The 14,481-nt window shown below is 70.7% G+C and carries 11 protein-coding genes; 4 read left to right on the forward strand and 7 right to left on the reverse strand.

The genetic code is table 11. The features are described from left to right. Positions 1-178: 178 nt before the first annotated feature. Both IPL40_05060 and IPL40_05065 read right to left on the reverse strand, forming a co-directional pair. Complete coding sequence (locus IPL40_05060) at positions 179-1,522, reverse strand: ribonuclease H-like domain-containing protein (protein ID MBK8480525.1); 1,344 nt, start codon at positions 1,520-1,522, stop codon at positions 179-181. Between the two features lie 24 nt (positions 1,523-1,546). Further along, the gene (locus IPL40_05065; GenBank protein MBK8480526.1) at positions 1,547-4,042 is read right to left on the reverse strand and encodes a DEAD/DEAH box helicase; all 2,496 of its coding nucleotides are present in this window, start codon (positions 4,040-4,042) and stop codon (positions 1,547-1,549) included. 151 nt (positions 4,043-4,193) lie between these two features. Between IPL40_05065 and IPL40_05070 the strand changes: the two genes are divergently transcribed. From IPL40_05070 to IPL40_05080, 3 genes are all read left to right on the forward strand, one after another. Beyond that, on the forward strand, positions 4,194-5,081 hold the full coding sequence (locus tag IPL40_05070; protein MBK8480527.1) for a YicC family protein: 888 nt from the start codon (positions 4,194-4,196) through the stop codon (positions 5,079-5,081). A 94-nt stretch (positions 5,082-5,175) separates the two neighbouring features. Then, positions 5,176-5,814, forward strand: coding sequence for a guanylate kinase (gmk, locus tag IPL40_05075; GenBank protein ID MBK8480528.1), 639 nt, complete (start codon positions 5,176-5,178; stop codon positions 5,812-5,814). A 91-nt stretch (positions 5,815-5,905) separates the two neighbouring features. Further along, on the forward strand, positions 5,906-8,137 hold the full coding sequence (locus IPL40_05080; protein ID MBK8480529.1) for a bifunctional (p)ppGpp synthetase/guanosine-3',5'-bis(diphosphate) 3'-pyrophosphohydrolase: 2,232 nt from the start codon (positions 5,906-5,908) through the stop codon (positions 8,135-8,137). Positions 8,138-8,342: 205 nt separating this feature from the next. Here the strand turns inward: IPL40_05080 and IPL40_05085 are convergent, their stop codons facing one another. Continuing rightward, entirely contained in the window at positions 8,343-8,513 is a 171-nt protein-coding gene (locus tag IPL40_05085) for a hypothetical protein (GenBank protein MBK8480530.1), read from the reverse strand. Between the two features lie 197 nt (positions 8,514-8,710). On the opposite strand from IPL40_05085, the gene IPL40_05090 reads away from it, so the two are divergent. Next, entirely contained in the window at positions 8,711-10,642 is a 1,932-nt protein-coding gene (locus IPL40_05090; GenBank protein ID MBK8480531.1) for a protein kinase, read from the forward strand. Between the two features lie 146 nt (positions 10,643-10,788). Here IPL40_05090 and IPL40_05095 read toward each other — a convergent pair whose 3' ends face one another. From IPL40_05095 to IPL40_05110, 4 genes are all read right to left on the reverse strand, one after another. Continuing rightward, on the reverse strand, positions 10,789-11,427 hold the full coding sequence (locus tag IPL40_05095; GenBank protein MBK8480532.1) for a KOW motif-containing protein: 639 nt from the start codon (positions 11,425-11,427) through the stop codon (positions 10,789-10,791). A gap of 375 nt (positions 11,428-11,802) precedes the next feature. Further along, a complete protein-coding gene (locus tag IPL40_05100) occupies positions 11,803-12,021 on the reverse strand; it encodes a hypothetical protein (GenBank protein ID MBK8480533.1) in 219 nt (72 codons plus the stop codon). A 106-nt stretch (positions 12,022-12,127) separates the two neighbouring features. Beyond that, the gene (tmk, locus tag IPL40_05105; GenBank protein ID MBK8480534.1) at positions 12,128-12,868 is read right to left on the reverse strand and encodes a dTMP kinase; all 741 of its coding nucleotides are present in this window, start codon (positions 12,866-12,868) and stop codon (positions 12,128-12,130) included. Continuing rightward, positions 12,865-14,475, reverse strand: a complete 1,611-nt coding sequence (locus IPL40_05110) for a hypothetical protein (protein ID MBK8480535.1) — start codon at positions 14,473-14,475, stop codon at positions 12,865-12,867. The genes tmk and IPL40_05110 overlap by 4 nt, the downstream gene beginning before the upstream one ends. Positions 14,476-14,481 lie beyond the last annotated feature (6 nt).

Genomic DNA, 14,481 nt, shown 5'->3' on the forward strand with positions numbered 1-14,481 from the left:
TGCCGGCTCGGCCCTCGTCACCGCGCTTAGCAGCCCGTTGATCGATTGCTCCCGTCGCGAGGCACAGCACTGCGACCCGAGGTCGGCGTCGCGAAAACTACCCATAGCAGCGCTATGGCCACGTTTCCGCTCCTTGCCCTCGGGCCGCAGCTCTATACCTCGCTCGGTCCGCAATCGATCAACGGGCTGTTAGCTTGCGCTGAAGGCGCCGCAGGCGGTGGAGCAGCGCCGAATCGCCCACCGCGAGGGCGGGCGCAGTTCGCAGCAGCGCGGCTGCCCGCGCCAGATCACCGGTGACGTGCTCATGGTATTTCGCCAGCGCCACCTGCGCGCTGCTGCTCTGCGGCAGCGCCTGGCGATACCCTTCCCACAGGACCTCGAGCGCCCTCGAGCGCCCAGTGCGGCGTAGCTGAGCAGCGAGTGCCACGGTGGCCCGATGGCGGAGATGTCCTGGCAAGCGGCTCGTCAAGGCGCGCTGCAGACAGGCTTCGCCGAGCGCCGCGTCACCCCGGCGCAGCTGTCGGATGCCGGTGGCGCAGAGCTCCGCCGCGTCCTCTGCCCATTGCAAGGGATCGAGCACGTGCCGCGTCAGGCGCTCGAGCAGGAGCGCCAACGAGCCGACGTCGCGATGATTGTGCTCGGCTATCCGCTGAATCCCCGCGCGCCGGCCATGACGGAGGAAGTCAGCATAAAGCGCGGGCACGTCCGCACCGTCGATGTCGTGCTCGCGCGCCAGACCGAGCAGCTCGCGCTCGATCGTCACCAGCCGGCAGTTGCTGAGTCGCGCGCCGAAGTGGTAGCGCGCGACCGCGAGCAAGTCGAGGTGGGCCTGAGCCAGCTGCAGCGCCTCACGATGGAGCGCCGCCCGTACGCGTAGCAGCGGAAGGTCAAAGCTCGCGCCGTTGAAGGTGACGAGCAGGCGCGCGCGCGCCAGATAGGGCGCCAGGGCCCGCAGTACCTCCGCCTCGCGCTCGGGGTGCTCGACGAAGAGCTGGTCGATCGCGAGGCTACCACCCGGTCCCCAGAAGCCCCCCACGCCGATGAGGAAGACCACCGTGCCGGCGCTGCGAGCCAGTCCGGTGGTCTCGGTATCGAGGAAGAGCACCTCCTCCGCAGCAAGCCCTCGCGCCGGGTCGCGATGATCCTCGGTGCACCACGCTGCGGCGCTTTCGGGGTCGACGGGCACGCGCAGCGCCGCCGGCGCCGGGGGAGAGCGTCGCGGACCCGTTGAAAGCGCTGCGAGCGCGCCGATCCGCTCGAGCAGCGCGGCGTCGGCGATCAGCGCTGGGGTCGCGGCCGCCGGGTAGTCCGGCGCCGAGAAGGGCTCAGGAGCCCGTGGCGCCGGCCGCGCTCCTGCCGCTGGCCGCGCGCGCTCGAGCTGGCTGATCTGCCGTCGAAGTGCTCGCACGAGCTGATCGGCGCTCCACCCCGAGCGCTCCCCTGCAGCGCCAGCGGATCGCGCACTGTCGGCGGGCTGTGTCGACGCCGGATAGCAGCGACGCAGACGCTCAACGAGGCTCATGCTGACCTCCAAGCCCAGCGGATCTCAGGAGGCCTGAGCGACCGCGCGCAGGCCGGTCGAAGCAGCGACGAGGCTCGACTGCAAGAGCGTCGAGAGCCGCGCCGCGTCGCCCTTGATGGTCGCGCTACGCCCCGGTCCGACGCAGGCTGGGCAGCCCGCGTGGCAGGCACAACGGGCCAGTTGGCGGGCCGTGCGCTGGAGCAGATCGGCGGCGCACTCGAAGAGGCGCTCGCTCAAGCCCGTACCGCCGGCGTAGGCGTCGTAGAGGAAGAGGGCAAGGGGGGCGGCGAGGGCGCCAGCGGCGAGCGGGTGCGCCGCACGCTGATCGACACCGGCGAACCAGCCCTCATGCGCCTGGGCCACGGCGTAACCGAGATCGTGCCGGTCACTCATCAGCAGGACGACCGCTGCGGTGCGCAGGCAGTAGGCATAGGCCAGCGCCGCAGCGGCCAGCGCCGCCGACCCACAGCCCAGGGGCGCGACCAACGCGGGATCGATCGTCAACCAGAAGGCGCTGGTGTGCAGCTCGCGATCGGGCTGGGTGACCTCGCCGTAGCCGATGTTCTCGTGGCTATGGAGCTTGATCTTCTTGAAGCCGACGACGCGCTCGACGAGGTGCACCTCGCCCTGAGCCAGGGGCCCGCGCTGCTGCAGCCGCTCCAGCACGCGGAGGCGGCGCTGGGTCATCGCATCGGTGAAGTAGTCGACGTCGACCGCGCGGACATAGGCCTTGCGCTGCTCATGATTGAGTTCAAGGACCTCGTACTGCCGGCCCTCGATTTGATGGATCGCGTGGTCATGCAGGACCTGCGGCGCATCTCGGTAGTCGACCTCGGCGAGGACCTCTGCCCGCGCGCGCTCGACGACGAGGAAGTTCTCCTCGAGCGGACCGCGCAGCGCGACGTCGTTGGCAGGGAACTCGGCTCCGACGTAGTGATAGCTCTCGCGGCCGCGGTGCAGCAGCCCCGCGTCGGCCAGCGTGGCCAACGCGGCCTGCGCCTCGCTCGGAGCGAGCGAACCATAGGCCTCGCGCTGGGTGAAGGGGAGCTCGTAGGCAGCGCACTTGAGGTGCGGAACGAGCACGGCGACGTTGTCGGGGTCGGTGCACGCATGCTCCGCGCCCTGACCGAAGAGGTACTCGGGTTCGCTGGCGACGAATTGGTCGAGCGGATCGCTGCCGAGGACCAGCAGGGCGAGGCTCGGGCGCTGCTGACGCCCCGCGCGCCCGGCGCGCTGCCAGGCGGCTGCCCGGCTCCCAGGCCAGCCGGCCATCACGATCGCGTCGAAGCTGCCGATGTCGATGCCGAGCTCGAGCGCCGAGGTTGCCACCACGACGTCGGTTTCGCCGGCGCGCATCGCACGCTCGACCGCTCGACGCCGCTCCGGGAGGTAGCCCCCACGGTAGCCACGCACGCGCGAGGTTGCCGCCAGGTCAGTCGAGTCGCGACCCTCGGCAGCAGCGGCGGACGCGGAGGCCGCGCCTGCCAGCATCGCCTGCAGCGAGGGCGCTGGAGCGGCGAGGCGCTCGGCGCGCGTCTGGTCAGCGCGGAGGGTCTCGCGCAGGTAGTGCACCGCCACCTCCACCGAGCGCCGGCTGCGGCAGAAGAGCAGTGTGCTGACGCCCTGCGCCACGAGCTCGCGTGTCAGCCCGCAGGCGGTCTTGAGGCAACTCGCACGCAAGCCCAGGCCGGGATCGATGGCGGGCGGGTTGTAGAGCAGGAAGTGGCGATCCCCGCGCGGCGCGCCGTGGTCCGCGACGCACTGCACGGGGGAGCTCCAGAGCTGCGTCGCCAGCTCAGCGGGGTTGGCGATCGTTGCGCTCGTCGCGACGAGACGCGGGCTCGCGCCATGAAAAGTGGCGACGCGCCGTAGTCGGCGCAGCACGTTGGCGAGGTGGCTGCCAAAGATCCCGCGGTAGCTGTGCACCTCGTCGACGACGACGAAGCGCAGCCCGGCGAGGAACTCGGCCCAGAGCGGATGGTGCGGCAGGATGCCGGCATGGAGCATCTCCGGGTTCGTGGCGAGGATACGCGCCCGGCGTGCGCTGCGGCGTTCGCCTGGCGGCGTATCACCATCATAGACCGCGATCCCGAGCGGCAGCTCGAGCCCACGAGCGAGCGCGCGCGCGGTCTCGATCTGGTCGCGCGCCAACGCCTTGGTCGGAAAGAGGTAGAGCGCGCGGGCGGTCGGGTCGGCGAGCAGCGCGTCGAAGACGGGCAGGTTGTAGCAGAGCGTCTTGCCCGAGGCTGTCGGGGTGGCGACGACGAGATCCTCGCGCCGCTGCAAGGCCGCGTAGACGGCTGCCTGATGGCGATAGAGCGTAGCGATGCCCTGCGCCTCGAGGGCGCGCCGCAGCCGCGGGTCGAGCCCGCCTGGAAGCGGCTCGCTGCGCGCGCGCTCGGCGGCAAGGAGCCGGTGCGCGACGATGTGGCGCTGGTGTGGGCCGCTCAGCCAGCGTTCGACCAGGGGCGTGATCGCTGTGGGTTGAGCTGAGGGGTCGCGCAGGGGGACTGCCGTCATGTCATGACCTGTACAGATGTGAGGTGGTGAATGGATGTACAGTATTGCCGCGGCCGCCCTCGGTCAACTTTCCGCTGGGGCTTTCCGCTGCTTTGACAGTCCGCGTGGGCTTGCAGTAGAAGCGGAACGAGCGCGCGGCAGGGAGATCCGGATGCAGTCGATGACGGGTTTTGGTCGCGCCACGTTCGGCGTTGGGGGCGCCGCCTACCGTGTCGAGCTGCGCTCGCTCAACAGCCGTTTTCTCGACCTCAAGGTGCGCTTGCCCTGGTTCGATGGCGAGCTCGAAACCCGTATTTCCGCTGCAGTACGTGAACGCCTCGCGCGAGGGCGCGTCGACCTGGCGCTGTGGGATGACCAGGCTCCGGCTGGCGGCGGGGCGTCGCGGCTCGACCACGCGCTGGCGCTGCGCGCCGCCGCGGCGCTCGACGAGCTCGCTGAGCTTTGCGGCGGTGATCGCGCCTGCGCCGCGACGCTGCTTGGACCCGTTGCGGGGATCTTCACGCTCGGCGCGAGCCGACCGGAGAGTGCGGCGCTTTGGGAGGGCAGCGACGCCAAGGGCCTCCGCCACGCCCTCGGCGCGGCGCTCGACCAGCTGCTGGTGATGCGCGCCCGCGAGGGGGCGGCGCTCGCCACGGAGCTGCGGCAACAGCTCGTTCGACTGCGCACGCTGGCCGCAAAGATGGCGCCGCTCGCCGCCGAGGAGCCCTCGCGCCGACAGCGGTTGCTCGCTGGACGCTTGGCCCAGCTCGCCGCGAGCCCCGTGGACCCGCAGCGCTTGGCGCAAGAGGTCGCGATCCTCGCCGAGCGCGCGGACGTCAGCGAGGAGCTGGCGCGGCTGGAGAGCCACTTTGACCAGCTCGAGGCGGTGCTCGGGGCCGCTGAGCCGATCGGCCGGCGCCTCGAGTTCCTGCTCCAAGAGGTGCATCGCGAGCTGAATACGCTGGCCACGAAGGCGACCTCTGCGGAGCTCGGGGTGCTCGTGCTGGACGCCAAGTCCTGGCTGGAGAAGATGCGTGAGCAGGCGCAGAATGTCGAATAGGTCACGAGTGTCGAACAGGTCACATCGGTGTCGGCGCGGAAGCGGTGCCTCCTGCTGCGCGTGGCGGCTGCCTTCGATCCAGGCGGGGTGAAGCGTGGTGACGACTGATCGGGGTTTGCTCTTGGTCGTATCCTCGCCCTCGGGCGCGGGGAAGACCACGCTCTGTCGCCGCCTGCAGCAGGAGTTTCCGGCGCTGGCGTTCTCGGTCTCGTACACGACGCGCCCGCCGCGCAGTGGTGAACACGCGGGTCACGACTACCATTTCGTCTCACCGGAGAAGTTCCAAGCCATGGTCGCCGCGGGACGCTTCGCCGAGTGGGCGGAGGTCCATGGCGAGCGCTATGGCACGGATCGCGAGCCGCTCGGGTTGGCGGTCGCGGGCGGGCGAGACGTGCTCTTCGACGTCGATTGGCAGGGTGCCCGGGCGCTGCGCGCGGCGTTTCCGATCGATACCGTCCTGGTCTTCGTCCTGCCGCCGAGCCTCGGCGAGCTGGAAGGACGGCTGCGCGGCCGCGGCACCGACCAGCCCGATATCGTCGCCCGCCGGCTCGCGCGCGCCGGATCAGAGCTGAGCTGCTTCACGAGCTACGACTTCCTGGTGATCAACGACGACGTCGATTGTGCTTACCAGGAGCTGCGCGCCGTCTATGTCGCGGCGCGCTGCGCTCAGCTGCGCCGCGCGCCCTTCGCGCGAACCCTCGTCGCGCAACTCGAGCCGCCGGGCGCCAGCTGACCATATTGCTCCGCAGCGCCTCGCGCCATAGACTTGCTCCGGGCCGCGACCGCAGGGCGACGCATGAACGCCGGGTCGGCCCCGAACACCAATGAAAGCCGATCCTCCAGCAGTCGCCGCGCCTCCGACCGACGCACTCGCCGCCGAGGCGTTCGAGGAGGCGTCGCTGCGGCCGCGCGTCGACGAGATCATCAACAAGGTCCTACACTACAACGCGAACGCCGACGTCGCCTTGCTCGAGCGCGCCTTCGTTGCAGCGGCCCGGGCCCACGCTGGTCAGCGGCGCAAGTCGGGCGAGCCCTACCTCGTGCACCCGCTCGGCGTCACCGCGGTGATCGCTGACCTCAAGCTCGACGTGCCGAGCCTCTGCGCCGGACTGCTCCACGACTGCGTCGAAGACACGGAGATGACGGTCGAGCAGGTCGCGGCCGAGTTCTCGCCGGCGATCGCTGCCCTCGTCGATGGTGTGACCAAGCTCGGACGACTGCCCTGGAATACCCGCGAGGAGCGCCAGGCTGAGAATTTTCGCAAGATGCTCGTCGCGATGGCCGAGGATATCCGCGTCATCCTGATCAAGCTCGCTGATCGCACTGACAATATGCGGACGCTCGGTCATGTCTCCGAGGAGCGGCAGGAGCGCACCGCCCGCGAGACCCTCGAGATCTACGCGCCCCTTGCGAATCGGCTGGGCATCTACTGGCTGCGCGCGGAGCTCGAGGACCTGGCCTTTCGCTACCTCTACCCGAACGAGTACCGCGCGCTGATCGATGCGCTGGCGGCGTCAGCCGAGGAGCGGCGCGCGTATATCGCGCAGGTCGAGGGACTGCTGCGCCAGCTGATGAACGACAACGACCTGGCGTGCGACGTCAGCGGGCGCGCCAAGAACCTCTGGGGCATCTACGCCAAGATGCGTCGCACTCAGCGCACGCTCAACGACATCCATGACGTCGTCGCCTTTCGCGTCGTGACGCACAGCATCCGCGACTGTTACGCCGCCCTCGGCGCGGTGCATGAGCACTTCACGCCGATCCCAGGGCGCTTCAAAGACTACGTCGCGATGCCGAAGCCCAACCAGTACCAATCGCTGCACACCTCGTTGATTGGTCCGCGCGGCGAGCGGCTCGAGGTGCAGATCCGGACCACCGAGATGCAGCGGGTGGCGGAGGAGGGCATCGCCGCACATTGGGTCTACAAGGAAGGCGCCAGCGTGCTCTCGAGCGAGGATCAGCAGAAGTTCGCCTGGCTGCGACAGCTCGTCGAGTTCCAGCGCGATCTCCACGATCCGGCGGAGTTCATCGACGCGGTGAAGATCGATCTCTTCAGCGACGAGGTCTATGTCTTCACCCCGCGCGGCGACGTCAAGGCGCTGCCGGCAGGGGCGACGCCGATCGACTTCGCCTTCGCGATCCACACCGAGGTCGGCCTGCATTGCACGGGAGCCAAGGTCAACGGCCACATCGTCCCCTTGCGCTACCGGCTGCGCAACGGCGACACGGTCGAGATCGTCACGAATCCGAAGCAAAAGCCCAGCAAGGACTGGCTCAAGTTCTGCGCGACCGCACGGGCGCGTGCAAAGATCCGCCACTACATTCGACGTGAACGGCGCGAGCGCGGGCGCGCGCTCGGCTGGGAGCTGCTCGAGCGCGCCTTTCGCGCGCAGGGGCACTCGCTTACCAAGCTCGAGAAGGACGGACAGCTCGACAAGGCAGCGGTCGGCCTGCACGCCGGCCAGCGCGCCGAAGAGCTGCTGATGCAGGTCGGCTTTGGCAAGGTGACGCCGCTGCAGGTGGTGCGCACCCTGCTGCCGGAGACGGTGGTCGAGGAGGCGCCGGAGCCGGCCGCGAACCGGCTGATCAGCATCTTCCGCAAGGCGCGCCGCCGCCCGGCGCCGAGCGGGATTCGCGTTCAGGGAGAGGACGACGTCCTGGTCCGCTTCGCCCAGTGCTGCCATCCGCTACCGGGCGACGCGATCATGGGCTTCATCACGCGCGGCCGCGGCGTGACGGTGCATAAGCTCGATTGCTCGAAGGCCCTCGATCTCGACCCCGAACGACGCATCGAGGTGGCCTGGGATAGCGCGGCCAACGTCGAGCATGCGGTCAAGATCAACGTCCACGCCAACGACAAGCCCGGGCTGCTCGCCGAGATGACCCACGCCTTCTCGGAGCAAGGGGTCAACATCGCCCAAGCCAACTGCCGCGTCACCGCGACGGGCCGGGCGATCAACACCTTCCACGTTCAGGTCGCGCACCTCGACCACCTCAAGCAGGTGATGCGCGCGATCAAGAAGATCAAGGGCGTATACTCGGTCGACCGGCTCTAGCCGCCCTACAGGCGCAGGCAGGTCTACGGGTGCATAAAGGTCTACGGGTGCAGGCGGCGGGGTAGCTGCTGCAGGCGCGCGGCGGAAGCCATGTAGGCGCGGTCGTGCATGCAGCGGTCGTGCATGCAGCGGTCGTGCATGCAGTCTTCGGTCGTGCAGCGAAGCGCGAGGGGCCCTATCACGACGGGCCGGGGGGTAGCGCGCGCTAGCCCCCGACGGGCGCCGTCGGGGCCGGCTGGCCGGGCTCGCCCAGCGCCGCGAAGAACTCGGCATAGCTCAGCGTGCTCTTGCGTGCGGTAATCGCCTTGCGCTTGCGACCCGCCTTGCGCCGACGCATGCGCCGACGCTCCTCGACAATCTTTGTGTTTGAAGCCATCACAATCTCCAGGGCGGAGCACTCTTAACGGATCCCTTGGCCGCTGTCAAATGACGGCAAATGACGATCGGGCCTCCCGCTTGGCGCTCGCCTGCGACCGCGCAACGGGCCCGCACGCGGGGCGCAACGAGGAGGCATTGCGGGGGCGCCAGTTGGTGTAGACTGCAACCGCAACCGAGCCAGCGAGAGGACTCCCGATGAGCGGTGCATCGAATCCGCGTACCAACGCTTGCCTCAAGTGCCAGAATCATAACCCGACGGAGGCCGTCTTCTGCGGCTTCTGCGGCGCCAGTCTCCGCGAGCGCAAGGCGCCCGCCCCGGAGAAGGCCACCCTCTTCGGCTATGTGGCCGATGGCGTGCTTCACACGGGCGCGATGCCACAGCCCGCCGCCGGGCCACCAGCCAGCGAGCGCGCTGCGACCACGCCCGAGCGTGCGGCGACGCCGGGCGCCGCGGGCGCAGAATCGGCGCCACTGTTGGCCGGGAGGTACCGCCTCGGGGCGACCCTGGGACGTCTGCCCGTCGGCGAGCTGCGCGCGGCGAGCGATTCGGCCGCTGGCGAAACGGTGACGCTCTTGCTGGTCGATCCCGCTGCGATCGCTTCGACGATCGAGCTCGAGCGGGCCCGTCGCGAGCTGCGTCAGCTGCAGAAGGCGGCCAGCCCGCAGTTGCTGCGGGTGATCGACCACGGCCGCGATGCCGACCAGGGCTTCTTCATCGCCATCGAGCCCTTGAAAGGATCGACGCTGGCAGACGAGGTGGCCAAGGGGCCACTCAGTCTGCAGCGCGCGGCACACATCGCCGGGGAGGTCGCCGAGGGGTTGGCCGCTGTGCAAAAGGTCGGCGTCGTTCATCGGGACTTGGCGCCTGAGAACGTTTGGCTGCTCTCCGATGGATCAACGCGACTCCTCTGCTGCAGCGTTGCGGCGCCGATCAAGGGCGAGATTCATGGCACGGCGGCGTTCCTCAGCCCGGAGCAGGCCACCGCTCGACCGGTCGATCAGCGTTCGAACATCTATAGTCTGGGCGCGCTCCTGCACTTCATGCTCGCCGGCAATCCGCCCTTCGTCGGGGATTCCGCGAGCGTCCTGCGTCAGCATCAGGACGATGCCCCGCCGACCCTGGTGCAGCGTCGGCCCGACCTCGCGTTGGCGGACAGGGTCGACGCGCTGATCGCCAAGGCGATGGATAAATCGCCGAGTCGCCGGCACCTGACGCTGCGCCAGCTCCTGCGCGAGCTCGAGGCGATCGTCAGCCCGGCGGCGTCGGGTGAGGTGCCGCCACCGGCGCGACCGCAGCCGATAACCACCCCTGTCCATGGCGTCACGGCGCTGAGTGGCGGCGCACGCCCACCCTCGTCCGAGTGGTCAGTCGCCCGCCAGCCAACCATGGTGCCGACGCGACCGCCCGCGACGCGCGCGGCGGCTCCAGAGGCGCCGCGCAGCGCGGCGTTCCCCTCGCAACGGACCGGCGAGGGGATGACCAGCGAGGGATCGCTGCTCGGCAGCAACGCAGCCATCACCTCGGCGGTCGCAGGCACCTACGCCACCCAGCCGCCGACGAGCGGCGCAGCCCAGGGCCGAAGCGCCTTCCCCTCGCGCGCGGCCGAGGCTGAGGCGACGATCCCCGACGATCTCGACCAGAAGCAGCCCGCGCAGCGGGCTCAGGTTCCGGCGGAACGGCCATCCGCCAGCGGTGCCAGCGGTGGGCCTGTAGCAGGACCTGCGCCTGCGGGACCTGCAGCCGCCGCCACCGCCGCGCCCGCAGCCGGCGGCCCTGGGGCCTTTCGCGAGACGATGTGGTTCTTCCGCGGGGAGGTCGAGTCGGCGCTGGCAGAACAGGGCGCCGCCGCGGAGGCCATCCCGCCGGACGCACAGGAGCTCGCCGAGAAGTACACCGACGCCGCTGATCTCAGCGACGAGGCAGCCCAGCGGCTCTCGCTGCGCACCGGCAAGACGCAGATGATGCAACGGCCGGCGGTCGTGCCCAGCGGATCCGTCCCGGGCGCCCGCATGGAGGTCGAGGATCTGGTCGGCGAGTTCAACCAGGGCCGCAAGATCGGCATCGCCATCGGGGTGGTGCTGGCCGTCGCCGCGCTCGCGACGATCGTCTGGCTCGTGCTGCGCTGATTCGAGGGGGGCTGGGCGAAGCCCGCTGGCGCGGCAGCCTCGACAGGGCGACAGGCCCGGCGAGCGTCGGGATCAAAGCGCTGCGCGCGATCAGATCCTCGCAGTGCCTTCCTCGCAGTGCCTTCCTTTCAGTGCTTGACGGGCTCTCAGTGCTTGACGGCGTCTTCGCCGCTGAGCCTGACCGCCACCGACCCCAGCAGGACCTTGAGGCTGCCCTTGGTGTCGGTGGCCTGGACCACCCCGAGCTTGCCGGCGAAGGGGCCGCGCGTCACGCGCACCCGATCGCCCTTGACGAGGCCACGCGTCTTGGTCTCGTGCTGATGGTCCCGCAGCGCCTCGCGCACCGAGACGAAATCATTGTCTCGGCGCCAGGCGCCGTAGTGCAGCACCGGGAGCAAGCGGTCGAGTAAGGCGCCGATGCGATCAGCGAAGGCCGCACCAGCCGCAACGGCGTCGTCGCGGTCGATCGTGCAGCGAATCACGAACCAGTCCTGCGCCTGCGCGAGCCCGGCGAGCAAGGTCTGCAAGCCAGCGTCGTCGAGAGCCGCGGGATCCTGCGGCGGCCCGCCGTCCAACTCGATCGAGAACGCATTGGAAAGCCCGTGCAGCGCCGCCAGCAGCCGCTCGCGCTGGAAGAAGTCGTGGCTCTTGCGCACGAGGTTACCGCTGTCGACGGTCGCGTCGGCGTGCAAGCGCAAGGCGACCTCCACGGCCGCCTGATCGATCGCGACGCAGAGGAAGACGTGCTGACGCAGCGGCGATGGATCACCGATCAGCGAGGCCATGCTGCGCTTGCGGGTCAGGAGCCCGTCGAGTTCGCGACGCGCCTCCGTATCGCGCGCGAGGTAGAGCTGCTGGCGCGCGACGCGGTGATGATTCCAAAGCGCCGGATGCTCTGCGCTGAGTTCGAAGGCCAGCGGGGCGCCGTCACCGACGTGGAGCCGCGGAGCGAGGCCGCGCGCCAGCGCCTCCAGCTTCTCTTTAACCTCTAGCCGCTGGCGATTGAAGACGTTGCTCGCCCACTTCTCGGGCCGGTAGGTGTCGAAGTCCGCTTGGGAGAAGCCGATGAACTGCACGGCGCCGAGTATCGCGGGGGCGTCGGCACAGTGTCAATCGCGCGCCGCGCGCCGCAGACCAACCACAGGCGAGCGCAGGTGACGCTAGAGCGTGTCGCCGAGGCGACCGTCGTCGTCGAAGCTGCTGATATCCACGCCGGCGTCCTGGTCGAGGTCGACCTCGTCGCCCAGATCTCGCGCGCGCGGCGCGGCGGTGGTCTCCGCGGCGGAGGCCGCCGGGCCACCGCGATCGGGCGCGCCCGCGGCGGCGCCGTGTTGGTTGAAGCGCTCGAGCGCGCGGCAAAGCTCTTCATAGGGAATCATGGTCGCCTCCACGCGATGACTGGCTGCAGATCGTAGCCCGCCTGCGCGCCGCGAGGCAAGGTTCCGCCCCGCGCGCGTCAACGCTCCGCGCCACGCGGGCGCTGGCTCACGCGCCGGCGCTGCGCGGCTCGCGCAGGGCCGCAGCGACCAGCTCAGCTATTTCGCCCTGGACTGCGGCCGCCGACCGCGACGCATCGATCAGGGCGATGTCGCCGACCCGACCGTGCTGGCTACGCGGGCTGCCGCAGCGACGCCAGCGCCCGTCGCCGCCGCGCTGCCAGGTCGCCAGCGCCGCGCTGGGCCCCAGCAGCGCGTCGTAGCGCGCAGCCACCGCGCTCTGGATCGCCTCGGTCTCGTAGAGCTCGACGACGCCACCGCGTCGTTGGCGTCGCTGCGCTGCGAGCGTTGAGTCGAGCTGCAGATAGATCGTCAGACACGGCTCCGGCGCACGCGCGTTGATCGCGAAGACCCAGCTCTCCGGCAGGAACACGCTCTGATAGGCCAGCGACGAGTACACATAGCGATCCGTGACGACGTCAACGCCCTCTCGCAAGAGCGGGGCGATCTCGCGCGTCCAGTGGTCGAGGCGGTCGGCCGCGAAGACGAGCGCCATTGCGCCAGGGTCCAACGACGGTCGCGCGGTGAGGGCCTCCCGCAGCAGCCGACCCAGCGGACCGCGCGATGGCTCGCAGGTACCGGCAGCGCGGCGCTGCGGCCCGCTGCGGCGCGCGAGCGCGTCGACCAGCAGGCGGGTTTGGGTCGTGGTACCGCTTCCGTCGATGCCCTCGAGCGCCACGAGCCGACCGCTCGCCGCGACCGTCCCGGGGGACGCGGCCGCGCTGATCATCCGCGCACGACCGAGACGGCGCTGCGGGTCGCGCGCCAGGCGCTTGGCCGCGCTGCGCGGCGGAGGGAACGCGCGGCCAGCAGCAGCAAGGGGACGGCCCCGGCGATCAGCGCGAAGAGCACCCCCAAGCGCCGCAGCGCGGTGGGCCTAATCGCGCTCAGCCTCAGCCGCGCCGCGGCTGGGGCGCGCTCCAGCGCCTGATTCCAGCGCCAGGCGCTCAGCGCGCCGAAGGGACCGTCGCGCCCCGCCTCCGCTGCCAGGCGCAGGGCCGCGAGCTCGGCGCGCCCCGCGGCGTCGTCGCGCGGAAGCGAGTGGAACGCCAAGGTGCTCGCCGCGACGGCGGCGGCTGGCTTCCCACCAGCAAGCAGCGCCCAGGCCACGGCGGCGCGCAGCCGCCCGATCGCCTGCTGATCGGTCGCGCTCTCAGCGGGTCCGTCGCCGGCGACGAGCCTGTCGAGCTCCGCCTCGGCGACGAGCGGCCGGCCGGCCGCGAGCGCGCGCGCCGCGCGGCGCTGCCGGGTTTCGCGCCAGCGGCGGCGGCGCCGATCCTGCGCGGCGAAAAGCGCTTGGGCTCGCTGCTGCGGGTCAGCGCTGGGCCTCCGCGCGCCGCTCGGGTCGAGCGCCGCGCTGCGCGCAGCGACCGCGCGCAGCATCAGCTCGCCCGGGTCGAGGTAGAGGTCCCGTTCGTCGGCGCTCGTCTGCCCGCCCGGCAGCCGCAGGTGTCGCCGTGCCGGCGCGGCGGCCGCCGCCGCGGTGCCGAGGTAGCGTAGCACCGCCCAGCGAGCCGCCCTGCGCACAGCAGGATGCGTCGCCGCCGTCGCCCGGAGAACCTCACCGACCGCCGCTGGATGGCGCACGACGCCATAGGCTCGAAGCAGCTCCGCGCGAAGGCGCGGCGCGTCCACCTGCAGGGCGAGGTCCGGGCGCAGGCGGTTCAGGCGGTCGAGCTGGTAGTCGGCATAGCGCGCCATGCGGTAGGCCAAGGGGTGGCGTAGCTGCCCCGCGCGCACGAGGGCTGGTACGGCGGCGTCGCCCATCGCCCGCAGCAGCGCTCCGCACTCGTCGCGAAAGGCGCCGGCGTGGCGGTAGGCGAAGATCAGCAAGGCCTCGGCGGCCGCGGATCGCCGGCGGGCGGCGAGGCCACGAGCGATCGCGATCAAGTAGGCCGCCTCGGTCGCCGCCGAGCGGAGGTTGGACCGGTCGGGGCCAAGGGCAGGACGCTGCAGCAGCGATCGGAGCCAGTCGGGACGCCTGGCAGAGACCTCGATCGCCGGGAAACGCCCGCCTGCATCCGGCACGGCGGCCCCGATGGCGCGCAGCACGGCCTTGAAGTTGGCGGCCGAGGTCGAGGGTGCCGCGCGCTTCAGCTCACGCACGACCAGCCCGAGGTCGTCGGCGTCACGGGCGACCCGCAATACCTCGGCAGCGATCGCGACGCGCGCGGGTCCGCGGGCCTCGGAGGCGAGCTGCCGCCGCAAACGCCGCAGCAGCCGGAGGGCTGCCGCCGGCGCCGGCTCGGCGCTAACCTCGCCTTGTCGTGCCAGCGACGGCCGACCGAAGGCAACGATCGTGATGATGCCCACGAGCAGGGCGAGGACGACGCGCACGGGCCG

Source organism: Pseudomonadota bacterium (genome assembly GCA_016711215.1).
Taxonomy (GTDB): Bacteria; Myxococcota_A; Polyangia.